Source organism: Mesorhizobium sp. B2-4-19 (genome assembly GCF_006441315.1).
In the GTDB taxonomy this organism is placed as follows: Bacteria; Pseudomonadota; Alphaproteobacteria; order Rhizobiales; family Rhizobiaceae; genus Mesorhizobium.
Genome location: NZ_VFUV01000004.1, coordinates 241,965 through 264,502, shown reverse-complemented (window position 1 = coordinate 264,502; position 22,538 = coordinate 241,965). Strand labels below are relative to the sequence as shown.

Annotated in this window: 21 protein-coding genes and 1 pseudogene; 9 read left to right on the top strand and 13 right to left on the bottom strand. The window is 63.1% G+C overall.

The window, feature by feature from the left end; genetic code table 11:
* Positions 1-61 precede the first annotated feature (61 nt).
* The 4 genes from FJ546_RS09830 (at position 62) to FJ546_RS09815 (ending at position 3,305) form a co-directional block, all read left to right on the top strand.
* Positions 62-1,018 carry a sugar ABC transporter substrate-binding protein gene (locus FJ546_RS09830; RefSeq protein ID WP_140889138.1) on the top strand — a complete coding sequence of 319 codons (957 nt, stop codon included), beginning with the start codon at positions 62-64 and terminating at the stop codon, positions 1,016-1,018.
* Between the two features lie 52 nt (positions 1,019-1,070).
* Positions 1,071-2,168 carry an ABC transporter permease gene (locus FJ546_RS09825; RefSeq protein ID WP_140889137.1) on the top strand — a complete coding sequence of 366 codons (1,098 nt, stop codon included), beginning with the start codon at positions 1,071-1,073 and terminating at the stop codon, positions 2,166-2,168.
* On the top strand, positions 2,168-2,962 hold the full coding sequence (locus FJ546_RS09820) for an ATP-binding cassette domain-containing protein (RefSeq protein ID WP_140889136.1): 795 nt from the start codon (positions 2,168-2,170) through the stop codon (positions 2,960-2,962). The genes FJ546_RS09825 and FJ546_RS09820 overlap by 1 nt, the downstream gene beginning before the upstream one ends.
* A 112-nt stretch (positions 2,963-3,074) precedes the next feature.
* Entirely contained in the window at positions 3,075-3,305 is a 231-nt protein-coding gene (locus FJ546_RS09815; protein WP_140889135.1) for a hypothetical protein, read from the top strand.
* Positions 3,306-3,390: 85 nt separating this feature from the next.
* Here the strand turns inward: FJ546_RS09815 and FJ546_RS09810 are convergent, their stop codons facing one another.
* Positions 3,391-4,281, bottom strand: coding sequence for an NmrA/HSCARG family protein (locus FJ546_RS09810; protein WP_140889134.1), 891 nt, complete (start codon positions 4,279-4,281; stop codon positions 3,391-3,393).
* Positions 4,282-4,385: 104 nt separating this feature from the next.
* On the opposite strand from FJ546_RS09810, the pseudogene FJ546_RS09805 reads away from it, so the two are divergent.
* Positions 4,386-5,277: pseudogene (locus FJ546_RS09805) on the top strand (LysR substrate-binding domain-containing protein).
* Positions 5,278-5,370: 93 nt separating this feature from the next.
* Here the strand turns inward: FJ546_RS09805 and FJ546_RS09800 are convergent.
* Together FJ546_RS09800 and FJ546_RS09795 are read right to left on the bottom strand one after the other, a co-directional pair.
* Positions 5,371-7,809, bottom strand: coding sequence for an FAD-dependent oxidoreductase (locus FJ546_RS09800; protein ID WP_140889133.1), 2,439 nt, complete (start codon positions 7,807-7,809; stop codon positions 5,371-5,373).
* Between the two features lie 129 nt (positions 7,810-7,938).
* On the bottom strand, positions 7,939-8,232 hold the full coding sequence (locus FJ546_RS09795; RefSeq protein ID WP_140889132.1) for an HlyU family transcriptional regulator: 294 nt from the start codon (positions 8,230-8,232) through the stop codon (positions 7,939-7,941).
* A gap of 392 nt (positions 8,233-8,624) precedes the next feature.
* Between FJ546_RS09795 and FJ546_RS09790 the strand changes: the two genes are divergently transcribed.
* Positions 8,625-9,278, top strand: coding sequence for a CmcI family methyltransferase (locus tag FJ546_RS09790; protein ID WP_246686791.1), 654 nt, complete (start codon positions 8,625-8,627; stop codon positions 9,276-9,278).
* Positions 9,279-9,365: 87 nt separating this feature from the next.
* Here the strand turns inward: FJ546_RS09790 and FJ546_RS09785 are convergent, their stop codons facing one another.
* Positions 9,366-10,142 carry a TylF/MycF/NovP-related O-methyltransferase gene (locus FJ546_RS09785; RefSeq protein ID WP_140889131.1) on the bottom strand — a complete coding sequence of 259 codons (777 nt, stop codon included), beginning with the start codon at positions 10,140-10,142 and terminating at the stop codon, positions 9,366-9,368.
* A gap of 246 nt (positions 10,143-10,388) precedes the next feature.
* Entirely contained in the window at positions 10,389-11,030 is a 642-nt protein-coding gene (locus FJ546_RS09780) for a TetR/AcrR family transcriptional regulator (protein WP_140889130.1), read from the bottom strand.
* Between the two features lie 179 nt (positions 11,031-11,209).
* Between FJ546_RS09780 and FJ546_RS09775 the strand changes: the two genes are divergently transcribed.
* Together FJ546_RS09775 and FJ546_RS09770 are read left to right on the top strand one after the other, a co-directional pair.
* Positions 11,210-11,887: a PspA/IM30 family protein gene (locus FJ546_RS09775; RefSeq protein WP_140889129.1), complete on the top strand. Its 678-nt coding sequence runs from the start codon at positions 11,210-11,212 to the stop codon at positions 11,885-11,887.
* 63 nt (positions 11,888-11,950) lie between these two features.
* Positions 11,951-12,211 carry a YiaA/YiaB family inner membrane protein gene (locus tag FJ546_RS09770; protein WP_019860476.1) on the top strand — a complete coding sequence of 87 codons (261 nt, stop codon included), beginning with the start codon at positions 11,951-11,953 and terminating at the stop codon, positions 12,209-12,211.
* A gap of 68 nt (positions 12,212-12,279) precedes the next feature.
* Here the strand turns inward: FJ546_RS09770 and FJ546_RS09765 are convergent, their stop codons facing one another.
* The 8 genes from FJ546_RS09765 to FJ546_RS09725 all read right to left on the bottom strand — a co-directional run bounded on the left by FJ546_RS09765 (position 12,280) and on the right by FJ546_RS09725 (position 20,444).
* The gene (locus tag FJ546_RS09765) at positions 12,280-12,954 is read right to left on the bottom strand and encodes a PadR family transcriptional regulator (protein ID WP_140889128.1); all 675 of its coding nucleotides are present in this window, start codon (positions 12,952-12,954) and stop codon (positions 12,280-12,282) included.
* A gap of 157 nt (positions 12,955-13,111) precedes the next feature.
* Entirely contained in the window at positions 13,112-13,504 is a 393-nt protein-coding gene (locus FJ546_RS09760) for a DCC1-like thiol-disulfide oxidoreductase family protein (protein WP_140889127.1), read from the bottom strand.
* A 13-nt stretch (positions 13,505-13,517) separates the two neighbouring features.
* Positions 13,518-14,576 (bottom strand): DMT family transporter, encoded by a 1,059-nt coding sequence (locus tag FJ546_RS09755; protein ID WP_140889126.1) that lies wholly within the window; start codon positions 14,574-14,576, stop codon positions 13,518-13,520.
* A gap of 26 nt (positions 14,577-14,602) precedes the next feature.
* Positions 14,603-14,953: a DUF333 domain-containing protein gene (locus FJ546_RS09750; protein ID WP_246686790.1), complete on the bottom strand. Its 351-nt coding sequence runs from the start codon at positions 14,951-14,953 to the stop codon at positions 14,603-14,605.
* 22 nt (positions 14,954-14,975) lie between these two features.
* A complete protein-coding gene (locus FJ546_RS09745; RefSeq protein ID WP_027047268.1) occupies positions 14,976-15,269 on the bottom strand; it encodes a GYD domain-containing protein in 294 nt (97 codons plus the stop codon).
* A 339-nt stretch (positions 15,270-15,608) separates the two neighbouring features.
* On the bottom strand, positions 15,609-17,633 hold the full coding sequence (gene rpoD, locus FJ546_RS09735; RefSeq protein WP_140889124.1) for an RNA polymerase sigma factor RpoD: 2,025 nt from the start codon (positions 17,631-17,633) through the stop codon (positions 15,609-15,611).
* Positions 17,634-17,999: 366 nt separating this feature from the next.
* The gene (gene dnaG / locus FJ546_RS09730; protein WP_140889123.1) at positions 18,000-19,934 is read right to left on the bottom strand and encodes a DNA primase; all 1,935 of its coding nucleotides are present in this window, start codon (positions 19,932-19,934) and stop codon (positions 18,000-18,002) included.
* A 141-nt stretch (positions 19,935-20,075) separates the two neighbouring features.
* The gene (locus FJ546_RS09725) at positions 20,076-20,444 is read right to left on the bottom strand and encodes an RcnB family protein (RefSeq protein ID WP_140889122.1); all 369 of its coding nucleotides are present in this window, start codon (positions 20,442-20,444) and stop codon (positions 20,076-20,078) included.
* 385 nt (positions 20,445-20,829) lie between these two features.
* On the opposite strand from FJ546_RS09725, the gene FJ546_RS09720 reads away from it, so the two are divergent.
* Entirely contained in the window at positions 20,830-22,494 is a 1,665-nt protein-coding gene (locus FJ546_RS09720; protein WP_140889121.1) for a Na/Pi cotransporter family protein, read from the top strand.
* Positions 22,495-22,538 lie beyond the last annotated feature (44 nt).

Genomic DNA, 22,538 nt, shown 5'->3' with positions numbered 1-22,538 from the left:
TGAAGGGGCAACTGGACTGCCGACCGTAATTGCGGCGGCGGAAAACAAACAGGAGGTTGTTATGTTTTCGCTTGCGAAATTGATAAGGCCCGCGCTCGGCCTGCTGGCCGGCTTCACGATGATGATGGCGGCCATGACCCTTGCGGCCGCCGACGAAACCCGGGTGGTGTTCGTCACCCACGGCCAGAGCGGCGACCCCTACTGGTCGGTCGTCAAGAACGGCATGGACGATGCCGCCAAGCCGCTCGGCGTCAAGGCCGAATATCTGGCGCCCGAAACCTTCGACATGGCCAAGATGGGGCAGATGATCGACGCCATCGCGGCCTCGAAGCCCGACGGCATGGTTGTTTCAATCCCCGATGCGGCCGCCCTTACAACTCCGGTCAAGAACGCCGTCGCCGCCGGCATTCCAGTGATCGTCATCGATTCCGGCGGCTCGAAACTCACCCATGACCTTGGCGGCCTGCTGTTCATGGGGCAGGATGAATTCCAGGCGGGCGTCATGGCCGGCGAGCGCATCAAGGCGCTCGGCCTCACCAAGGCGGTCTGCGCCAACCACGAGGTCGGCAATTCGAGCCTTGACGACCGCTGCGCCGGCTTCGCCAAGGGTCTGGGCGTCGACGTGCCGGTGATGAACGGCGTCATCGACCCGACCGAAATGAAGAACCGCGTGATCGCCTACATGACCGCTCATGCCGATACACAGTTCATCCTCGCCGTCGGCGCCAGCGGCGCCGAACCGACGCTGGCCGCGCTTGATGAATTGGGCCTCTCGGGCAAGGTGAAGACCGGCACGTTCGACCTCTCGCCCACGATCCTGCAGGCCGTCGTCGGCGGCAAGATGGAATGGGGCATCGACGCCCAGCAGTACGCCATGGGCTACATCCCGGTCGCGATGTTCGATCTCTGGAAGAAGTACAAGATCATGCCGATCGCCGACTATCCGACCGGCCCAGGCTTCGTCACCAAGGATACTGCCGCCTCGGTCATCGAGCTGTCGAAACAAGGCAAGCGCTAACACTGGCGGCCGGGGCCCGCCCCGGCTGCGACACTCTTGAGGGCAAGCAGCCATGGTTTCAGAGATTCGCGACGAGCGGGTCCGGTCTGTCTCACGCCTCAGCCGCCTGCTAAGCAGGCCGGAGCTTGGCGCGGCCGCCGGCACCGTGCTGGTCTTCGTGTTCTTCGCCATCACGGCGGGAGGCACGGGGCTTTTCAGTGCCAAGGGCATCGTCAACTTCCTCGAAGTCTCGGCCCAGCTTGGCATTCTCGCCGCACCCGTGGCCCTGCTGATGATTGCCGGCGAGTTCGATCTGTCGGTCGGCTCGATGATCGGCTTTGCCGGCATCCTCATCGCCATCCCTGCCGTGTTCTGGGGCTGGCCGATCTGGCTTTCGCTGCTGTTCACCTTTGCCGTCTGCGGCGGCATCGGCGCGCTGAACGGGCTCGCCGTCGTCAGGACCGGCCTGCCTTCCTTCATCGTGACGCTCGGCAGCCTGTTCATGCTGCGTGGCCTGACGCTCGGCCTCACGCGCGGCATTTCAGGGCGGACCCAGGTGTCGGGCGTGCACGAGCTGGCGCAGAACGATCCCCTCAACAGCCTGTTCTCCGGCCAGGTGTTCACCGGCCTGATCGCCTGGCTTTCCGACCTCGGCCTGGTCGGCAAGCGGGCCGACGGAATGCCGTCGATATCAGGCATTCCGGTGTCGATCGTGTGGTGGATCGCGCTGACACTGGCCTGCACCTGGCTCTTGACGCGCAGCCGCTTCGGCAACTGGATTTTTGCAGCCGGCGGCGAAGCCAATGCCGCGCGCAATCTCGGCGTGCCGGTGGCGCGCACCAAGATCACGCTGTTCGTCATGACGGCACTCGCGGCCGCCCTGTTCGCGGCGGTCCAGGTGCTGGTCACTGGCTCCGCCGACACGCTGCGCGGCACGCAGAAGGAATTCGAGGCCATCATCGCCGTCGTCATCGGCGGCACGCTGCTGACCGGCGGCTACGGGTCGGCCATCGGCGCCATGTTCGGCGCCCTGATCTTCGGCGTGGTGCAGATGGGCATTTTCTACACCGGCATCGACACCGACTGGTTCAAGCTGTTCATGGGCGCCATGATGGTCATCGCGGTGCTGTTCAACAGCTATGTGCGCAACCGCGCCATGAGGAGCCGGTGATGGCCGAGCCCTATGTCGAACTGAAGTCGGTCAGCAAATATTTCGGCTCGGTCGTGGCGCTGAAGGACGTGTCCTTCGATGTCTGCCCCGGCGAGGTGCATTGCCTGCTCGGCGACAATGGCGCCGGCAAGTCGACGCTGATCAAGACCCTGTCCGGCGTCTACTCGCCGGACGAGGGCGAAATCCGCGTCCAGGGCAAGCCCACACGGTTCGCCTCGCCCGCCGATACGCGCGACAGCGGCATCGCGACCGTCTACCAGGACCTGGCGCTGGTGCCGCTGATGAGCGTGGCACGCAACTTCTTCCTCGGGCGCGAGCCGATGCGCAAGTTCGGGCCGATCAGCCAGTTCGACGCCGAATTCGCCAACCGCACCGCCTATGACGAAATGTCGGCGATGGGCATCCAGTTGCGCGATCCCGAACAGCCGGTCGGCACGCTGTCGGGCGGCGAACGGCAATGCCTGGCCATAGCGCGTGCCGTCTATTTCGGCGCCAAGGTGCTGATCCTCGACGAGCCCACCTCGGCGCTGGGTGTCCACCAGGCATCCGTGGTGCTGAAGCTCATCGTGCAGTCCAAGGCGCGCGGCATCGGCGTCATCTTCATTTCCCACAACGTCCACCACGCCTATGTCGTCGGCGACCGCTTCACGCTGTTGAAGCGCGGCAGAAGCACCGGCACCTACGCCAAGGGCGAAATCACCCGCGACCAGCTGCTCAACCTGATGGCCGGCGGCAAGGAACTGGTGGACCTGGAACAGGAACTTGCGAAGTCGGCCAGGAGCGGCCAGGCTTAGGCGCCGCGCCGATCGGATCCCTGTGGCTGACCAGTCTGGCCGGTACGCATCGGTATCGCGCAGCCGCGAATCTGTGCTAAGCCGCCGCCCAATCAACAAGAGGACGACAGCTGTGAGCGAACCGACCGTGGCCGAGGCGACCGAGAATATCTATGCATCGCTTCGGGCGGACAATGCCGACATCGACGCACATATCGCCACGCTCAAGGCCGCGCTGGCACGCGAGGGGATGGAACAGGCGGTGTTCGATCCGGCCAAGCTGGCGCAAAACAACCGCTCGGGCCGCAAGTTGATGCAAGCTTATTTTCGCCAGCGCGGCGTCAGCGTGAGTTTTTCGGACTAAGAGCCCCGAACGGAGCAGCTGCCTCTCGTCTGCTATTGTGCAGTGCAGCAATGATGTTGCTGCAAGAGCCAGCGGGTTTTACTCCTCAGCTCGCCGCCGTCTCTATCGCCCGCGAACCAGCGATTACTGAGGCGAAGTCGCGATATGGGCGCAGTGGGCGACCCAGAAGCGCAGTCAGGCGCTCGACGTCGCCGGCCTCGGGCAGCATCCCGTCGGTGAAGAAGCGCTCGCCCATCAGGCGCATGTCGTAGGCCATCCAGGCGGGCAAGAACTGCTTGAGATTTTGCTCAAAGCCCTCGGTATTGTCGCCGCCGTAGTGGATCGGGCGGGCGAGCACGTCTGACCAGATTGCGGCGATATCCGTCCCAGTCAGTGTCTGCGGACCGACGAGGTTGATCCGGTCGAGCGCAAGCGGCTCTGCGGACTGTTCGCGGCGCAGCAGCTCAAGGGCGGCGATCTCGGCGATATCACGCACGTCGATCATGGCAAGACCCTTGGCGCCGATCGGCATCGTGTAGGTGCCGTAGCCGGTGATGACGTCTTCGATCATCAGATCGTTCTGGACGAAGTAGGCCGGGCGCAAGATCGTAGCCTTGAAGTCCATCCGCTCGATCATTCGCTCGACGCCGAACTTGCCCGCGAAATGCGGCACGTTCACGTAGACGTCAGCGTGGAGCACCGAAAGATAGACGATGCGCTCGATACCGGCCGATCGGGCGACGTTCAGCGCGATCAAAGCTTGGGTGAATTCGTCCGGCACCACGGCGTTCAAGAGGAAGAGAGTGGAAACGCCAGACATGGCTTTGCGCAGCGAATCGACATCGAGAAAATCGCCTTGCACAACGGATACGCCTGCCGGGAAGCTGGCTTTCGACGGATCGCGGACGAGAGCACGGACATCGGCGCCGCGCTTGACGAGGTGTTCGACGACCTGACGGGCAATGTTGCCTGTGGCACCGGTAACGAGAATGGTCATGAAAATTTCTCCTGTTGGATTGCTTGACACCTCCAATATGTGTGGCTCACTGAGAGCCCAATAGACGGAAACTTTAGACGCACCGTCTCACTGGTGGAACACAGATGGATCTTCTTGCGCTCGCCGATTTCAATCTCGTCGCCCGCCATGGTGGCTTCGGCAAAGCGGCAAGGGCCACCGGCCGGCCCAAGGCAACGCTGTCCCGGCGCGTTGGAGAGTTGGAACGCAGTCTTGATCTGCGCCTGTTTGAACGGGGTGCGCGTAACCTGAAGCTCACCGAAGAAGGACGGGCGCTCTTCGAACGGACGGGGGCGCTGCTTGCCGAACTGGACGAGACGGCTTCGGCGATTGCCTCGGGCGCTCAGAGACCCAAGGGGAGATTAAGGATCGGCGCACCTTTACATTTTTCGCAGACGGCAATGGGGAGGATCGCCGCGGGATTTGCCCTCAAGTATCCGGAGGTGAAGCTTGAAGTGACGACCGAGGACCGGCCTGTCGACATGATCGAGGAAGGCTACGATCTGGTAATCCGGGTCAACCCCGATCCCGACGAAAGCCTGGTCGGACGGGCGTTTTCTCCGCGACCGTCTGGTTGTTGTGGCGAGCCCCGACCTTCCTCGCACGACCGGTGAGCGTGCCGCTCCTGGCGTTGCGCGCGGGGCAGGCGAACTGCAAACATGGCACGTGAAGACACCCGGTGGCCGGTCAACAATTACAATCGAGCCGGTCCTCGTTTTGTCAACGCTCATCATGGTCCGGGATGCCGTGCGAGCCGGCGTCGGTGCGGGACGTCTTCCCATTTCGTTGGTGAGCCACGACTTGGCTGACGGGACACTGGTGAATTGGGGGGATATCGACGGTCCCGAAATCTCGATTTGGACGCTCTACCCATCGCGGCGGCTGCTCAGCGCGCGAGTGTCGGCGTTCTTGGACTTTCTAAAACGGGCTTTCCCAAACGGGACACCGGACGAACTGGCCGCCTACATCGGCAAGTGATGACCGAAGCTGCTTTCGGCGCCGACAGTCCTATGCAAAAACAACGGAAGCTGGAAGCGTGCCCCCAATACCTTCGCTCACGTCTGCTGCGCGTTACATCCGCGCCCTGGCCGAAGAGGGATCATAGGGCGAGTCCGCGATGACCTCAGCGGTCTTCCATTCCCCCAGAATGGCGACGTCGAGCTTCGTGCCGGGCGTGCCGAGACGCTCGGGCAACAGCGCCAGCGCCACATCGTGGCCGAGCGTGTAGCCATAGCCGCCCGACGTGATGCGGCCGACAAGCTCGCCGCCGATGTACAGCCCTTCACTTGCAAGCGTGCTGGCGCCGTCGGTCTCTATTCTGAGCGTCACCGACCGGCGCTGGTCGTTCCTCGCCTTGTATTTCACGACCGCGTCGCGGCCGGCGAAATCGCCCTTGTCGAGGCGGATGAAGCGCTCGAGCCCGCTCTCCAGTGCGTTGAGTTCGGGATTCATGTCGCGATACATGGCGCGATAGGATTTCTCCAGCCGCAGCGATTCCAGCGCATGCAGCCCGACGAGCCGCATGCCGTGCTTCTCGCCCTCTCTCAGGATGGCGTCGAGCAATTGCCGCTGGTAGGCCATGGGATGATAGAGTTCCCAGCCGAGTTCACCCTCGTAGTTGACGCGCAGCAGCCGCACGTCGCTGGCAAGCGCCACGCCGCTGGTCTTCACGCCGAACCAGGGAAAGCCCGCATTCGACAGGTCGATCTCGGTGAGTGGTTGCAGCACGTCTCGCGCCTTCGGCCCGACGACCGTGAAGCAACCGCGCTCGTTGGTGACGTTCTTCAGACTGACGCTGCCGTCGGCGGGAAGCAGCTTTGAGAGATCGTCGAAATTCCAGCGTTCCGCGCGCGGCGTCGAAATCAGGTAGAAACTGTCGTCGCCAAGGCGCGCCACCATATATTCGGCCTGCACGCCGCCGGCAGCGGTAAGGTGATGTGCCAGCACCGCCCGGCCGGTCGCCGGCAGGCGGTTGGCGAGGATCGTGTCGAGCCAGGCGGCCGCGCCTGGCCCCGATACTTCGAACTTGGTCATCGGCGTCATCTCGACCAGGCCGACGGCGTTGCGCACCGCCTGCACCTCCTCGCCGACGAACACGCCCTTTTCGGTCCAGCGCCAGCTGTACTGGTCCTTGGCCTCGACGCCGTTGGGCGCGAACCAGTTCGGCATTTCCCAGCCGTTGAGCACGCCCCAGACCGCACCCAGTTCGGTCAGCCGCGCATAGGACGGCGCGGTCTTCTGCGGGCGGGCGGCGGGCATGTCCTGTCCCGGATATTTCTGCTCGGCATGCGTGCCCCAGGCCTCGCGGACCTTCTCGCGCGTCCAGGCCTTGTTGGCATAGTCGCCGAAGCGGCGCGGATCGAGATCGGAAGTGTCGAGGCTGTTGCCGCCCTCGACGATCCGCTCCGACAGGTAATAGCCGATCGTGCCGCCCCACAATATGCCGCCCGGCACACCCTCGGCCAGCCACACATTGGGCAGGCCCCAGGCCGGTCCCATCAGCGGAAGCTCGTCCGCCGTCATCTGGAAGGGACCGCGGACATTGGCCTTGATCCCGGCACGTCCCAGCGCCGGCACAAGCTGCGTTGCCTGCTCCCAGTTCCACGACACCGCCTCGAAATCCTCTTCGACGAGATCGGCGCCGAACCAGGCGGGAACGCCGTCCTCGGCGAACAGCTTGAGGTGTTCGGTGCGCTCGTAGGGCCCGAACATGAATCCGTCGCCCTCCTCGCGCAGATAGCCCTCAAAGCCCTCGTCGCGCAGGATCGGCATTTCGGCACGTCCCTGCTTTTTGCGCTCGACGATCTCCGGCACGGGTTCGGTGATCCAGTACTGGTGCAGGATCGGAATGGCGGGGATGTCGAGGCCGAGCAGCGCGCCGGTCTGGCGCGCGTAATTGCCGGTGGCGCAGACCACATGCTCGCAGATCATGTCGCCCTTGTTCGTCTGGACCAGCCATTCGCCGCCGGCGGTCCGCTGAAAGCCGGTGACCTCCGTGTTCAGGTGGATCCTGGCGCCCAGATCCCGCGCGCCCTTGGCCATGGCATGGGTCACGTCGGCCGGCGCGATATGGCCGTCATCAGGATGATAGAGCGCGCCGAGCATATGCTTGTTGTCGAGAAGCGGGCAGAGCGCCCTCGCCTCCGCCGGCGACAGCAAATGCGCCCGCATGCCCTGAGCGTCGGCCACGCTCATATAGCTCTTGTATTCGTCAAGCCGGTCCCTGGAATTGGCGATCCGCAACTGGCCGCATTTATGCCAGCCGACCGGCTGCCCGGTCTCGGCCTCTAGCCCTTCATAGATCTCGATGGTCTTGTTGATCATCCGGCCGATATTGATATTGCGGGCATAGGACGGGACGAGGCCCGCCGCATGCCAGGTCGAGCCGGCCGTCAGCTGCGTGCGTTCGAGCAGCGCGACGTCGGTCCAGCCGCGCTTGGCCAGACCATAGAGGATGCCCGCGCCGACGCACCCGCCGCCAACAATCACCACCCGCGTATGTGTCGGCATCGACCCACCAAATCCCAGTCATTTCCAATGTGCAGAGTCGAAGCTACAGATGGCGAAAGGCCCTGTAACGTCTTCAAAAACTAGGGGTGATGATAAGCTGGATTTATGCAGGCGCCATGTGGCCAAGCCCTAGCCGAAAATCCGCTCGCCCTGTTCATCGACCAGCTGGATGCCCTTCTTGATCGAGATGTCGACGGCGTCGTCGAGGCCGGCGAAGCGGTCGGCGCGGATGAATTTGTGCTCCTTCACCACGCCGTCGATCTCCTTGGAGACGATACCGCAGGTCTGGTACTGGCCATCGTTCTTGTAGGGTGTGGCGCTGATCAGGAAACCCTTGTACTCGACCTGCTTGGCGGGTGCGGCACTCTTGGGCTCGGCCGCTTCACCGCCGCCACCGCCGAAAAGACGTTTCAGAAAAGACATGGCTCAAATCTCCTTGTTCGCCGTGCGACCGCGGCCGGCCTGTTCGCGATTCACGACGCTGTTGTCCCAGCATGCGCGAATGTGCCGCCGCGTTCCAGCCCCCTCCCGCTGTTCCGCCCCTATCCTGGCAACCGGTTCTGCGTTGCGGGAGGCGCATGGGAATTCAATCACGATCGGCAATATACCGCTGCCTGCCATGAATGTCCTTGAATATGGGTGGCGATATTTCGTACCAGTAAGCCGTTCATGACCAACGAGTTTCTCTGCGGCTGCGACCCCGTTGCTACACCGGCTTCGGCAAGTATCTTCTGAACCGCCAACCGACCCGCTCACACTGTGTCGCGGCGGCATACCGGATAATCGGGTTTGACGTCGGCTTGAAGGACAACCGTATGATTGAACGTCTTGCCACCGGAAGTGCATTGCTTGGTGCATCGCTTGCCAGGATTCAAGACGGCACCATGCGCTACACCTACAAGGGCGTGCCCACCTACAAAAATCCATTCGATCTGGCGCTGTACCAAATGCTGCTTTGGCAGCAGAAGCCCCGGACATTGATCGAGATCGGCTCCAAATGGGGCGGCAGCGCGCTCTGGTTTGCCGATATACTGCGCAGCTTCGGCGTCGACTGCGTCATTCACTCGATCGACATCACGCCGCCCTCGATCAGCGTGCCTGGCGTGACGTTCCATCGTGGCGATGGTCGCGACCTGGCGGCAACCTTACCGGCGGATCTGATCGAGAGCCTCCCCAGACCGATGTTCGTCATCGAGGACGCGGACCATCACTGCGAGACGACGCTCGCCGTGCTGCGCTTCTTCGATCATTGGCTGGTTGCGGGAGAGTATATTGTCGTCGAGGACGGTATTGTCGACGATCTTTATGGCCCAGAATATGTCGCCAGGCTGATGGGCGGCCCGCGCCGTGCGGTCGAGCTGTTCTTGCGCGATCGTGGGCAGAATTATGAAATCGATACCGGCCTTTGCGACCACTTCGGCACCAATGTGACGTGGAACGTCAACGGCTATCTCCGTCGCGTTCGCTAGAGCAATTGCAGGAAAAGTGTGGAGCGGTTTTCCCGGGAAAAGCGCGCAGCGCTTTCCCTTGGGAATTGCGTAAAAAGGAAGACACTCTCATTCCTTGCGCCACCAGGATCCGGTCCAGTCGATCTCCTGCATCGGCGCCGTGATGCCGTGTTGATCGCGAAAATCGATCACCGCGCGCTGGCATGGATCGAGGGCACGATCGTCGATGATGACAACACCGCCTCGGGACAATTTGGGGTAAAGGGAATTCAGCGCCACAATGGTCGACTCGTAAAGATCGCCGTCGAGCCGCAGCAGCGCGAACGGCCCGGCCGACAGCGACGGCAGCGTGTCGCTGAACATCCCTTCCACGAACACGACCTGCTCATCGAGCAGCCCATAGCGTGAGAAATTGTCCTTGACCGTCTCCAGCGAGACGGCCAGCGCCTTGAACACGTGCAGGTCCCATCCGGTATCCCGGGGATAGAGCTCTTCGTTTGGCGCCGGCAGGCCGGCGAACGAGTCCGCGACATAGACCTTGCGGTCGTGGATCTGGTTCGCGGCAAGAACGCCGCGCATCAGGATGCAGCAGCCACCGCGCCAGACGCCCGTTTCGATGAAGTCGCCAACGATGCCGTCGTCCAGCACCTGCTGTGATAGATTGCGCAAGCTCTCGAGACGCGCCCGGCCGACCATCGTGTGGGCCTGCGTTGGCCAATCCTTGCCGATCGCGCGGGTTTTCGGGTTGAACGGCTCGATCACCATCGGCCGAACCCCCGGGTTGATCGCGGGATCCTGGTAAATGGTGTTGAGCAATATCCTGACCAGGAGATCAAGATACAATTCCCGCGCTGCTGGGGTTGAATCGTCAACTGTCGTCATCATCCGGCTCTTCATTGCCCCGATCTGCCACGTTCGCGAAGCCGCGCGACGCGTCAACCCTCAACGTCAAGCCAATTGCTCAGGACGATGTCCTGCGCGAGCGGTTGGAATGCAGCCGATCCGGAACGAGTTCACAATGGTGAGCAGACGAAGACCGCCTGTTGCAAGGCAGGTGGCTCAAAGGTCTGGTCAAAGCGCCGGCCTTCAGCTTTGGCATGCCGAATGCATGCAAGCCTTCAACGTTTCGATTCACGACGCTGTTGTCCCAGCATGCGCGAATGTGCCGCCGCGTTCCAGCCCCCTGATGAAGACGGCGACCAGCAGCTCGATCTGCTGGTCGATCTCGTCGGCCTGCCGGCGAACGGACCTGCCGGCGTAGCCGCTGGTGACGATGCCATGCACGCTTGACCACAATGTGCGCGCGGCGATCCGGCGGGTATCGTCGTCAAGGTCGAAGTCGCCGCCGCCGAGCACGCCGGCAATGATCTCGAACAGCTGGTCGAGCCGCGCCTCGTAGGCATCCGGCTCGGTCAGCGCCAGGCGCCGCCTGTTGAAGGCGAGCAGCGCCGGCCAGCTGCCCGGATGCGCCTCGACGAAGCGTACATAAGCGCCGGCCAGCGCCAGCAGGCGCTGACGCACATCGGTGATGCCGCGCTGGGAAAGACCGGCCATCGCCGCCGCCCCTGCCGCGCCCAACCGGTCGAGCAGCCGCATGTTGACGGCACGATGCACCCCGTCGAGGTCGGAAAACAGATTGTAGACCGAGCCGACCGAGATGCCCGCCTGCTCGGCGATGGTTCTGGCCTTCAGATTGTCCATGCCGCCCTCGTTGAGCAGCACCTCGGCAATCGCCAGCACCCGCTCGCCTATTTCTTCCCTGTCCAGTGCCATGCTTGTCCTTATGGATGCCGTGCCCTCGGCCCCGGCTGTTCGAACCACGATCGTCCCTCCGTTTACCACATCCGGGATTTCGTGAACAGCGTTCAAAAACTATCTTGAACAACGTTCACTTCCTGCTATGCTGGCGTCGTGAACATTGTTCATGGCAACAATTCGAAGGGAGAAGAACCATGCTTAGCCTGATCAGAACATTGCTCGACGGCGCCGGTGCAAGGGCCGAGGATGGCCTGAAGGATCGCTTCGCCATCGACCTTCTGGCGCAGCGCATCCGCGACGCCGAGACTGGGCTTGCCGCCGCCAAGCAGACGCTTGCCACGCTGATCGTACGCCAGCGAGCCGAGCAGGCGGGTCTCGACCAGCTCGAGCGACGCCACGCCGATCTCGAAAGCCGCACACTCAGCGCGCTGGCCGCCGGCAATACCGGGCTGGCCGAAAGCGGTGCCGCGGCCATCGCCGAACTGGAGAATGAGCGCGAAGTCCGCCGCGCCACGGTGCAGAGCCTTGGCGAAAAGACATTGCGGATGCGCGTTTCAGTGGAGCGGGCGCATCGCCGCATCATCGACTTGAACCAGGGCATGATCTCGGCGCGCGCCATCGATGCCGAGCGCAAGGCACAGTCACGCCTCGTCAGGTCGATCGGCCATTCGGCGAGCCTCAACGACGCCGAGGAATTGCTCGCCCGCATCAAGGGAGCCAGCGACCCGTTCGAGGAGGCCGGCATCCTCGACGAGATCGATGGCGAGCTGCGTCACGAAGCGATCCGCGACCGCCTTGCCGATGCCGGACACGGCCCGGCGATGAAGGTGCGCGCCAGGGACGTGCTCGAGCGCCTGAAGACCATCAACTGAAACCAGTCTTTGCAGACCTGGCTTCCATCGACCCAATCATCGCCAAATCAACGGAGAACTCCAATGAACGCCAATCAGACCTACATCATGTTCAACACTGCCTCGGTCGGCGCCGCCTATTTCATGCTCGGCCTGTCGCTGTGGCTGGCGCCGGTCGACCTGTCGACCAAGGGTTACTGGGCCATGGGTATCCTTCTGCTCACGGGCAGCCTTGTGAACCTGGTCAAGTACCGCACCGACGAGCGCCTGTCGGCCGAGATGACCGCCAAGATCGAAAAGGCCCGCAACGAAAAGCTGATCAGCGAGTATGTCGGCAAGGAATGATCCGCATCCGCGCCGACGCAAAAAGCCCGGGTCGCCCGGGCTTTTTTCATGTATTTGTTGCGCCCGGATCAGCGGTGCGTCAGCGCTTCCAGCGCTTCCGCCGCGGCTTCGAGAATGGCGATCGCTTCGGCCTGCTTTTCGGCCGGGGCATCGACGATGTCGCCCAGCGCAGCGCGCAGGCGGTGGCGGATGGCGCGGAATTCGTCGCGCGTTTCCGAACGCTCGCCGCGCCCGCTGCGACCACCGCGGCGGTCCTCGCCATCATCGTTCCAGCCGAACCAGTCGCGTGCCTTGGCCATCTTGCGGCCAAAGCGCTCAAGGTGGTCGAGCACGCCGTCGATCATCTCGCGATTGTCGGCAAGATGCGCCTGTCCGGCCTCGGTGATGGAAAACACCTTCTTGTTGCCTTCGCTCGACGAGACGGCATAGCCGGCCTCTTCCAGGAAGGTCAGCGTCGGGTAGACCACGCCCGGGCTCGGGCTATAGATGCCGCTGGTGCGCTCTTCCAGCGCCTTGATGATGTCGTAGCCATGGCGCGGCGCCTCGGCCAGCAGCGACAGCGTGATCAGCTTGAGGTCGCCGTCGGCCAGCATGCGGCCGGCGCGGAACATGTCGCCCGGGCCACCGCGTCCGCCGCCGCGACCGCCATGGCCGAACGGACCAAAGCCACCGCCCCCTCTGCCACCGAATTTGCCGGTCATGTGCATGAACATGCGCTCGCCGAAATGATTATGTCTGTGCATGATTGCTCCTTGAGTTCTATCTTACGATATATCTTAATTAGGCATCTGCCCTGCTGGAGTCAAGATATATCTTACGATGTATCGGAATGCGGCGCCAGCCGGATCGACCTTCCGGTCCGGGGGTTGTCTTGCAGACGACGGAGTTGGATGCGTGCGGCTACCAGCGGCCCTTGCGCCGGTTCCAGGCGTAGAGCAGGTCGGCGAACCGGTCATAGGCAAGTCGTGTCAACGGCAAGGCAACCGGATTGCCGAAAAGCACGGCCAGCCAGCCCTCGCCCGGTGTTGCTTGCCATATGGCAATCGCGACATCGGCGCCGACCAGCAGCCGGCCGGCCGCGTCGGTGGCGTGCAGCCGGCGGCGGATGTCTTCCAGCGAGGCGCCAAAACGGCCAAGTGCCGCCGGCTCCAGATTGATGTCGCGAAACTCGATCCGCCCCGCCTGGACCGCTTCGATCAGCCGCCGCTTTTGCCAGCTGATGCCCGCATCGCAGACAGGGCATCGCGTGTTGTACCAGACGGTCAGTTCAGGCTTGGGTGTTTGCTTGAGCATGATCTTGGCATGCTCAGCCGTGGCTATGCCGATGATGCAGGTCCGGATAATGCGGATGCCGGTGACGCATCGGCGCATGCCGGTGCCAGTGCGAATGCGGTTCGCTCACCAGCCCGTCATGCTCGTGCTGGTGGTGCTCGTCATGCACATGACTGTGCTCGTGTTCCAGTGCCTCATGGTCGTGCTCGTGCTCATGGCGTTCCGACAGATGCAGCCACAGGCCGATACCCATCATAAGCCCCGCGATCACCAGTTTGAGAGTGATGGCATCACCCAGCATGACGATGGCCAGCAGGGCACCGATGAACGGAGCGAGCGAATAATAGGCGCCTGTGCGCGCCGTCCCGAGATGGCGCAGCGCCAGGATGAACATCGCCAGGCTGACGCCGATGCCGAGGAAGCCGACCGCGGCCGTGGCCGCGACAATCGACATCGCGGGAAACGACGCCCCGGCGGCAAGCGCCAATCCGACATTGGCCGCACCCGCCACCAGGCCTTTCAGCATGGCGATCACCACGGGGTCGGTGGCTGAAATCCTGCGCGTGAAATTGTTGTCCAGCCCCCAGGCCACGCAAGCCACCGCCACCAGCAGGGCGCCCGGGTTGAAAACAACGCCGCCGCCGTCCCATGACAACAGCACCGCGCCCGCCAGAATGGCGAAGGCTCCAAAAAGCAGGCGCCGGTCGACATTCTCGCGATAGACGAGCCAGGCGATCGCCATGGTCGCCAACCCCTCCAGGTTGAGCAGCAGCGCTGAACTGGATGCCGTGTTGAGGCTGAGGCCGAACATCAACAGCACCGGCGCGAAGATGCCACCCATGCCGATTGCAAGCGCCAGCCAGGGGATATCCCGGGCGGCCAGTTGCGCTTCGCCAGCCGCCGCCTGCTTGCCGCGAAGCAAGCGATAGAGAGCGAGGCCGAGACCGGCGCCGAGATAGAGCAGGCCGGCCAGCATGAAGGGGTTCACGGCGTCGAGCAGCAGCTTGGAAAGCGGTGGCGTCGCGCCGAACAGAGCGGCCGAGCCAAGGGCGAGCGGCACGCCGGGCCAAAGATGCGAATGTGTTTCGGACATCATCTCACCCTATGACAGCGCGCATGTCACTTGCCGCGCATGGCAGTCTTTGGCCCTATGCACTTGTTGTCGCGAAACAGCGTCCACTCTTCGCACAGGCGCCCTTTGGGCACCCGGCAAAACCCGTATTCGTTGCCGGCCCTGTCCTTCCTGATCACCAGACGCCCGCCGATCTCGCCGCAATGGACCGATGCCGGATTGGCCATGCCGACCGGTTTTTGCGCCGCGGCGCCGGCGGCGAACGGCATCGACGATATCAAGGCAAGGCTGGCAGCCAGTATCGAGACTTTCTTCATCGCGATCCTCTGGCCGCAGTCTATCACGGCGAAGCGTCCTGTCCTGCGGCAAAGCGCCGTCAGGCCGGATACCCAGGTCATCGCCTTCGAACCCTGCCGCCTGCTATCCAAGCGACGAGATGATCTCGCGGTAGGCGAATTCGGGGAAGGCTTTCAGCGTCCGCGTCCGGATGTTGCCGGCGGCCGCCAGCATCAGCGAGAAACGCGCCAGGACCGCATCGTCGGGTGCTTCCACCACCGCCACCATGTCGTATTCACCCATCGTCAGGTAGAACGCCTTGAACGAGCCGCCCATGTCGCCCAACTGCTTCCTGGCGGCATCAAGCCGCTTCGGCGAATCCCGCACGTTCTTCGCGCCCTGCTCCGTCCAGTTCATCAGCACGATGTAGCTTGTCATGGCACACCTCCTCCGGGGCCACGGAGCACGGCGTCTTCGCCGGGGCGGGCATCCGGGTTGTCGCCCAGAAAATGCATCCGACCTGGAAATTATCCTCCCGATGAGTGCGAGCCGCAAGAGCGCGTGCCACAAACGAAAAGGGCGCCAGTGGCGCCCTCAGATTGATTACAAACCCCTCGGTTTTTGACAGCAGTCAAAATCGAGGGGTTTTGATTCCGGTTTGTTCGCGATCTGAATCTGAGACGTTCCGTGAATCTTGGGTGATTTCGAGACGTGCGGAGGTTTGTCAGCAGTCTGAGGGCGCCAGTGGCGCCCTTTTGTTCTTGCTGTCGGTATGTCTCAGCTGTCGAGGAAACTGCGCAGCTTGCGCGACCTGCTCGGGTGCTTGAGTTTTCGCAGCGCCTTGGCTTCGATCTGGCGAATACGCTCGCGCGTGACCGAGAACTGCTGGCCGACTTCTTCCAGCGTGTGGTCGGTGTTCATGCCGATGCCGAAGCGCATGCGCAGAACGCGCTCCTCGCGCGGGGTCAGCGAAGCCAGAACGCGCGTGGTGGTCTCGCGCAGATTGGCCTGGATCGCGGCGTCGATCGGCAGGATCGCCATCTTGTCCTCGATGAAGTCGCCCAGATGCGAATCCTCCTCGTCGCCGACCGGCGTTTCGAGCGAGATCGGCTCCTTGGCGATCTTCAACACCTTGCGCACTTTTTCCAGCGGCATGGCGAGCTTTTCGGCCAGTTCCTCCGGCGTCGGCTCGCGGCCGATCTCGTGCAGCATCTGGCGCGAGGTGCGCACGATCTTGTTGATCGTCTCGATCATGTGCACGGGAATGCGGATGGTGCGCGCCTGGTCGGCGATCGAACGCGTGATCGCCTGCCGGATCCACCATGTCGCGTAGGTCGAGAACTTGTAGCCGCGGCGGTATTCGAACTTGTCGACCGCCTTCATCAGGCCGATATTGCCTTCCTGGATCAGGTCGAGGAACTGCAGGCCGCGATTGGTGTATTTCTTGGCGATCGAGATGACGAGGCGCAGATTGGCCTCGACCATTTCCTTCTTGGCGATCGCGGCTTCGCGCTCGCCCTTCTGCACCTGGTTGACGATCTTGCGGAATTCCAGGATCGAGATCGCCGTTTCAGTGGCCAGATGCTGGATCTCGGCGCGCAGGTCCTTGATCGCATCCTTCTCGTTCTTGGTGAATTCCTTCCAGCCGCGCGAGGTCAGATTGCCGATCGCGCGCGTCCAGTTGGGGTCGAGTTCGGAACCCTGATATTCCTTCAGGAACTCCTCGCGGCGCACGCCATAGCTTTCGGCCAAGCGCAGCAGCTTGCCCTCGTTCTGCACCAGGCGTTTGTTGATGTCGTAGAGCTGCTCGACCAGCGCCTCGATGCGCGCCGTGTTGAGCGACAGCGACTTCACCGCCTTGATCAGCTGGTCCTTCAGCTCCTTCAGCCGGCGGTCCTGGCTGGGCGACAGCGTGCCGGCGGCGGCCAGACGGTTCTCGACCTGCTGGTCCTGCAGCTTGCGCAGCTTCTTGTAGGTGTCGGCGATGACGTCGAGCGTCTCCATCACCTGCGGACGCAGTTCGGCTTCCATCGCCGCCAGCGACAGGCTCGCCTCGTCCTCGTCTTCCTCGTCATCGTCCCCGATGCCGCGCGTATCGACGCCCACATTGGTGATGTCGTCTTCCTCGTCGCGCCCGCGCCGCGGCTTTTCCTCGGCCTTGGGCGCTTCCTCGATGCGCTCGACCACCGGCGCCTGCTTGGCTTCCGGGCCGGCATAGGTGGCTTCGAGATCGATGATCTCGCGCAGCAGGATCTTGGATTCGTTGAGCTCGTCGCGCCAGATGATGATGGCCTGGAAGGTCAGTGGGCTTTCGCACAGGCCCGCGATCATCGTCTCGCGGCCGGCCTCGATGCGCTTGGCAATGGCGATTTCGCCCTCGCGCGACAGCAGCTCGACCGAGCCCATCTCGCGCAGATACATGCGCACCGGATCGTCGGTGCGGTCGGTCGGCTCTTTCTTGGTTGTGGTGGCGGCGACCGCCGTGCCGGTCTGTTCGGCCAGCTCGTTGGCGTCTTCCTCGGCGTCCGCCGCGGTGTCGCCGGCCTCGGCCTCTTCGCCCTGCTCGTCATCCTCGACGACGTTGATGCCCATGTCGGACAGCATCGCCATCGTGTCCTCGATCTGCTCGGAGGTCACTTCTTCGGAAGGCAGCACCGAATTCAGCTCGTCCATCGTGACATAGCCGCGCTTCTTGGCGGCCTTGATCATCTTCTTGACAGCATCATCGGAAAGGTCGAGCAGAGGGCCATCGGTGGCGCCTTCGCGTTCGGTCTCGACCTCTTCCTTTTCCTTAGTCGCCATAATTTTCATCTTCTCCTAGCGGCCGGGCATCGGGGCCGCGTAAGCTGTCGGACCAGTCAAATCGGATAGGCTCGTTTTGAAACGCGCTTCACCGGGCCACTAACTTCCTTGATCGTTAAGTCCAGATTAACCCTGATATCTGTGGCAGGCTGCCTGCCTGTCCAGTGACCAGTACCTCACATCGCTCATTTCCCGTCGGCGCGGGTGCGGGTTAACGTTTCGAATCGTCCTGATTCCGCCATTCTGCCTGAAGGTCAAGCGCCTCTGGCATGATTCGCATGAAAAAAGCGAATCAATTACCCGACTTAGCGCGCCTTGCTCCCCTGGGAAGCCCGGCCACGCTCTCATTCTTGCACTCAGCTGCACTTAGGCTCGCCCAGCCCTGCCCGACGAAACGCCAAATCCTTCGATCAGCGCTTCCGTCGCCTGCACATCCTGAAATTGCGCCTGAATTTCGATCAGATGGCGGAAGTTTTCGTCCGAGGGATCCGCTTCGAGCGCCGCTTCCGCCTGTTTCAGCTCCTTATGTAAGGTGCGCGCGCTGCGCTGCAAGTGCAGTGCCTGGTTCAGAGCGTCACGGGCGTCGTCAAGTGCTGCCGTCTCCAGCGCCGGCCATTGCCGCGCCCGCCGGATCAGGCCGACGGCGCGCTCCCAGATCTCGGCGCAGCCGGCACGCTCGATCGTCGCCACCACGGCGTGGCGATCATTGGCCATGTCATGTGCCATTGCGTCGAGGATGGCGGCGTGCAGCCGCTGCAGATCGGAATTGGCGAGGTCGAGAAATTCGACATGGGCGAAATTCTCGTCGATCAGCGCCGGATGGTTGACCAGCGCCACGATGATCGTCGCCTCGCGCACAGACATCCCTTCGCTGCCGCGCTTGACCAGCGCCGACTGGCCGAGGCTTTCGGTGATCGCCATGCGACCGCCACCAGGCTTGGCGAACTGGCCGCCGGGTGCGGCTGCCTTGCCCTGCCCCGGTTTCCAGTCCTGGCGTCCTTGCCGCGCATCGCGCTGCGAGCCGAAGAAGCTCTTTTCCCGCTCACGCATTTCCTGCTGGTAGTGAAAGCGCGTGCTTTCGTCGCGGATGCGGCTGGTCAACTCCCGCAGCGTCTTTCCCAGTTCCGCCCGCCGTTCCGGCGTGTCGAAGACGCCGCCAGCTGTCTCGCGCATCCACAACAGGTCAACCAGCGGCCGCGCATCGGCAAGCACTGCGCGGAACGCGTCCGGCCCCTCGGCCTTGACCAGGTCGTCGGGATCCTTGCCTTCCGGCAGCAGCGCAAAACGTGCCGAGCGCCCGGCCTGCACCGAGGGTAATGCCAGATCCGCCGCACGCCATGCCGCCTTCAGCCCGGCCTTGTCGCCGTCGAAGCACAGCATCGGTTCGGGCGCCATGCGCCACAACAGTTCGAGCTGGTTTTCGGTAAGCGCGGTGCCGAGCGGCGCCACGGCATTCTCGAACCCGGCCTGCGCCAGCGCGATGACGTCCATATAGCCTTCGACGGCAATGACCGTGCCGCCTTTGGCCAGCGCCTTTCGCGCACGGGCGAAATTGTAGAGCACGTTGCCCTTGTGGAAGAGCTCGGTGTCGGGCGAGTTCATGTATTTGGCCAGCGCATCGGGCGCCAGCGCCCGGCCGCCAAAGGCGATGATCTTGCCGCGCGAATCCGGAATCGGGAACATGATGCGGTCGCGGAACCAGTCATAGGAGACCGGAATGTCGTCGCCATGGCGCACCAGCCCGCAGGCTTCGATATCGGCCTTCGGCACGCCTTTTGCCGCGAGATGCTCCTTCAGCGCATTGCGGCTGTCCGGCGCGTAGCCCAGCCGGAACGACTGCTGCGTCGCCGGCGTCAGCCCGCGGTCCCTGAGATAGGCTCGGGCCTTTGCCCCCTCAGGCCCTTGCAGCCGCTCCTGGAAGAAGGCGGTCGCCATCTCCATGACGTCGGTCAGGCTGGCGCGTTCCTGCTCGCGCCGCTCTTCCTGGGCGTCGCGCACCGGCATCGGCACGCCGGCCATGTCGGCGATCTTTTCGACCGCTTCGGGGAAACTCATTCCGTCGAGTTCGGTCAGGAATTTGAAATGATCGCCCGAGACCGAGCAGCCGAAACAATGATAGCGGCCCTTCTTGTCCTCGCAGTGGAAGGACGGGCTCTTCTCGCCATGGAACGGGCAGCAGGCCCAAAAGTCGCCACGCGACGCGTTGGTCTTCCGGCGATCCCACGCGACGCGCTGGCCGATAACCGATGAAATCGGCACGCGGTCGCGGATCTCGTCGAGAAAGGCGGGTGGAAAGCGCATTGAGGGAACTCGTTTCCCCACCATATAATCATGCCAGCGAAATCCGACGACCCCCAATACCGGCCATGCCCGGTTTCCACAGGGCAAAAAGAAAGGCGGCCGTCACAGGCCGACCTTCCTTCTCAGCCCAGTTGCCGGCGCTTACTGTGCGGCGAGCGCGCCGAAGATGACGCCCGAGACGATGCCGACCAGCACATAGTCGTTGCCGACGCGGATCCATTCCTGGCCGCGGCCGGGACGATGCAGGCCGTAGCGGCCATAGTCGCGGATCGGCCGGTGCTGCCTCCAGCCGGAATATTTCTGGCCGTCGCGCCAGTGGTTCCGCTTCACGACGACCTTCTTCTTGAAGACGCGCTTCCTCACGTCATTGTGGTGGCCCGGCTTCTGCCAGTCGACCTTGGTGTAACTCGACCGCGGCGCGACCGGCGCGTTCATCGACGCGGCCTGGCCGGCGAGTGAGGTGGCGGCCAGCATCGAGACGGCGACGACAGAAAGAACAATGCGCTTCATGAGAAATTTCCTTGGTTGTCGATGCCCGAGGAATAGCGGCCGGCGGATGAACTGAAACTGAACGCCGGCATTACAATTGCGTCATGAAATCTTCTGCTTATTGCCGATACTTGAACATCATCGCAAAGATGAGCGTCGGCCACTCGGCAAAAGCAGCCGTTCCAGACCGGCCAAAGCCCGGCTGTGCAGCCATTCGCGCACCCATCCATTTCCCGACACGGCCTGTCGCGCCGCGACGGCCTCTTGAAATCGACAAAGTTTCATTATCCGGCTAAAATATTCCGGCTATTATTCACAGTGTCATGACCATGATTCGAACCCTTGCTTTTCCGCCTGTTGGCCGCGCCGTGCGCTCTGCGTGCCCTGTCCGCATGCAGGCGCCGAAATGAGCGGTTCCGTCGTCCTTTTGCATCTGGCCGGCGCCGTGGCGCTGATGCTGTTTGCCACCCGCATGGTGAAGACCGGCGTCGAGCGCGCCTATGGCGATGTGCTGCGCCACAGGCTGCGCGCCACCATGCGCAATCCGATCATGGCGGTGCTGGCCGGCACGGGCCTCGCCATCGCCCTGCAGAGCTCGACCGCCGTGACGCTTTTGGTCGGCTCCTTCGCCGGTTCCGGTATCGTCTCGGGCGCCGCCGGCCAATTGGCCGTGCGCGGCGCCGAGATCGGCTCGGCGCTCGTGGTCAAGCTGCTGACCTTCGACCTCACGCTGCTGGTGCCGCTCTGCCTGATCACCGGCACGGTGATGTTCATGGCCACCGAGCGGCGCGACTGGCGCCAGACCGGCCGCATCCTGGTCGGCATCGGCCTCTTGATCCTGTCTCTGGAAATGATCGGCCAGGCGTCGGAGCCGCTGCGCAACAGCCAGTTGATGCCGGTCATCATCAACTACTTCTCCAGCGATTCCATCACCGCCTATCTCCTGGCGGCGCTGATCACCTGGCTGTTCCAGTCGAGCATCGCCGCCGTGCTTTTGATGGCGACGCTGGCCGGCCGCGGCCTGATCAGCCCGGAACTCGGCGTCGTCCTCATCCTCGGCGTCAATCTCGGCTCCTCCATCATCGCGCCGATGCTGACCCGCTCGGCCGGACCCGCCGTGCGCGTCGTGCCGGTCGGCAATCTGCTGATGCGCGGGCTTGGCTCGCTGGTCATGCTGGTCCTGTTCATGATCTTCCGGCCGCATGTCGGCTTCCTTGGCACCACGGCGGCCGACCAGATCGTCAACGCCCACATCCTGTTCAACGTCATCATCCTGCTCGCCGGCCTGCAGCTGGCCGGCTTCGTCTACCGCGCCTCGGAGAAGATCGTCGCGCTCGGCTCCAAGGCGGCACCGGCCGCCTCGCTCGACGTTATCGAACTGTCCGCGCTCAACGAAAGCGCGCTCGATGTGCCGAGCCAGGCGCTGGCCAATGCCACGCGCGAGGTGGTGCGGGTCTGCGAGACGGTCGAGATCATGCTGAAGCGCATCATCGAGCTCTATGAGAGTGCCGACGCCGACAAGATCAAGGCGCTGGCCGCCCTCGACGACCGTGTCGACCGCAAGCATGCGGCGATCAAACTCTACCTCGCCAAGGTCACCAAGAACCCGCTGACCGAGGACGAGGCGCTGCGCTGCCAGGAACTGATCGGCGCCTGCGTCAAGCTCGAGCAGGTCGGCGACATCATCGTGCGCAACATGCTGGTGCACGTGAAGAAGAAGGTCGATCGCGGGCTGGAATTCACCGACGAGGGATGGAGCGAATTGTGCGCCTTCCACAGCTCGGTGCTGGCCAATGCAAGGCTTGCCTTCAACGTGCTGGTCTCGCGCGACCCCGAAACGGCGCGCCAGCTGGTGCTGGAGAAGGACCAGTTGCGCGACCGCGAGAAGGAAACCAGCGCAAGCCATTTCCAGCGGCTGCGCGAAGGCACCGCCAAAAGCGTCGAGACAAGCTCGATCCATCTCGACACCATCCGCGACCTCAAGCAGATCAATTCACTGCTGGCCTCGATGGCCTATCCGGTGCTCGAAGAGCGCGGCCTTCTCACAGGATCCCGACTGAAGGCAAGCTAGCGAGAAGGGATTTGCCACGGCGGCGTCAACTTGGGAACAAGCTT

What these genes read in the sequence shown, in the direction of transcription:
- FJ546_RS09830 (WP_140889138.1), top strand. Translation starts at nt 62, where the DNA reads ATGTTTTCGCTTGCGAAATTGATAAGGCCCGCGCTCGGCCTGCTGGCC.
- FJ546_RS09825 (WP_140889137.1), top strand. Translation starts at nt 1,071, where the DNA reads ATGGTTTCAGAGATTCGCGACGAGCGGGTCCGGTCTGTCTCACGCCTC.
- FJ546_RS09820 (WP_140889136.1), top strand. Translation starts at nt 2,168, where the DNA reads ATGGCCGAGCCCTATGTCGAACTGAAGTCGGTCAGCAAATATTTCGGC.
- FJ546_RS09810 (WP_140889134.1), bottom strand. Translation starts at nt 4,281, where the DNA reads ATGACCATTCTCGTTACCGGTGCCACAGGCAACATTGCCCGTCAGGTC.
- FJ546_RS09800 (WP_140889133.1), bottom strand. Translation starts at nt 7,809, where the DNA reads ATGCCGACACATACGCGGGTGGTGATTGTTGGCGGCGGGTGCGTCGGC.
- FJ546_RS09795 (WP_140889132.1), bottom strand. Translation starts at nt 8,232, where the DNA reads ATGTCTTTTCTGAAACGTCTTTTCGGCGGTGGCGGCGGTGAAGCGGCC.
- FJ546_RS09790 (WP_246686791.1), top strand. Translation starts at nt 8,625, where the DNA reads ATGATTGAACGTCTTGCCACCGGAAGTGCATTGCTTGGTGCATCGCTT.
- FJ546_RS09785 (WP_140889131.1), bottom strand. Translation starts at nt 10,142, where the DNA reads ATGATGACGACAGTTGACGATTCAACCCCAGCAGCGCGGGAATTGTAT.
- FJ546_RS09780 (WP_140889130.1), bottom strand. Translation starts at nt 11,030, where the DNA reads ATGGCACTGGACAGGGAAGAAATAGGCGAGCGGGTGCTGGCGATTGCC.
- FJ546_RS09775 (WP_140889129.1), top strand. Translation starts at nt 11,210, where the DNA reads ATGCTTAGCCTGATCAGAACATTGCTCGACGGCGCCGGTGCAAGGGCC.
- FJ546_RS09770 (WP_019860476.1), top strand. Translation starts at nt 11,951, where the DNA reads ATGAACGCCAATCAGACCTACATCATGTTCAACACTGCCTCGGTCGGC.
- FJ546_RS09765 (WP_140889128.1), bottom strand. Translation starts at nt 12,954, where the DNA reads ATGCACAGACATAATCATTTCGGCGAGCGCATGTTCATGCACATGACC.
- FJ546_RS09760 (WP_140889127.1), bottom strand. Translation starts at nt 13,504, where the DNA reads ATGCTCAAGCAAACACCCAAGCCTGAACTGACCGTCTGGTACAACACG.
- FJ546_RS09755 (WP_140889126.1), bottom strand. Translation starts at nt 14,576, where the DNA reads ATGTCCGAAACACATTCGCATCTTTGGCCCGGCGTGCCGCTCGCCCTT.
- FJ546_RS09750 (WP_246686790.1), bottom strand. Translation starts at nt 14,953, where the DNA reads ATGACCTGGGTATCCGGCCTGACGGCGCTTTGCCGCAGGACAGGACGC.
- FJ546_RS09745 (WP_027047268.1), bottom strand. Translation starts at nt 15,269, where the DNA reads ATGACAAGCTACATCGTGCTGATGAACTGGACGGAGCAGGGCGCGAAG.
- rpoD (WP_140889124.1), bottom strand. Translation starts at nt 17,633, where the DNA reads ATGGCGACTAAGGAAAAGGAAGAGGTCGAGACCGAACGCGAAGGCGCC.
- dnaG (WP_140889123.1), bottom strand. Translation starts at nt 19,934, where the DNA reads ATGCGCTTTCCACCCGCCTTTCTCGACGAGATCCGCGACCGCGTGCCG.
- FJ546_RS09725 (WP_140889122.1), bottom strand. Translation starts at nt 20,444, where the DNA reads ATGAAGCGCATTGTTCTTTCTGTCGTCGCCGTCTCGATGCTGGCCGCC.
- FJ546_RS09720 (WP_140889121.1), top strand. Translation starts at nt 20,830, where the DNA reads ATGAGCGGTTCCGTCGTCCTTTTGCATCTGGCCGGCGCCGTGGCGCTG.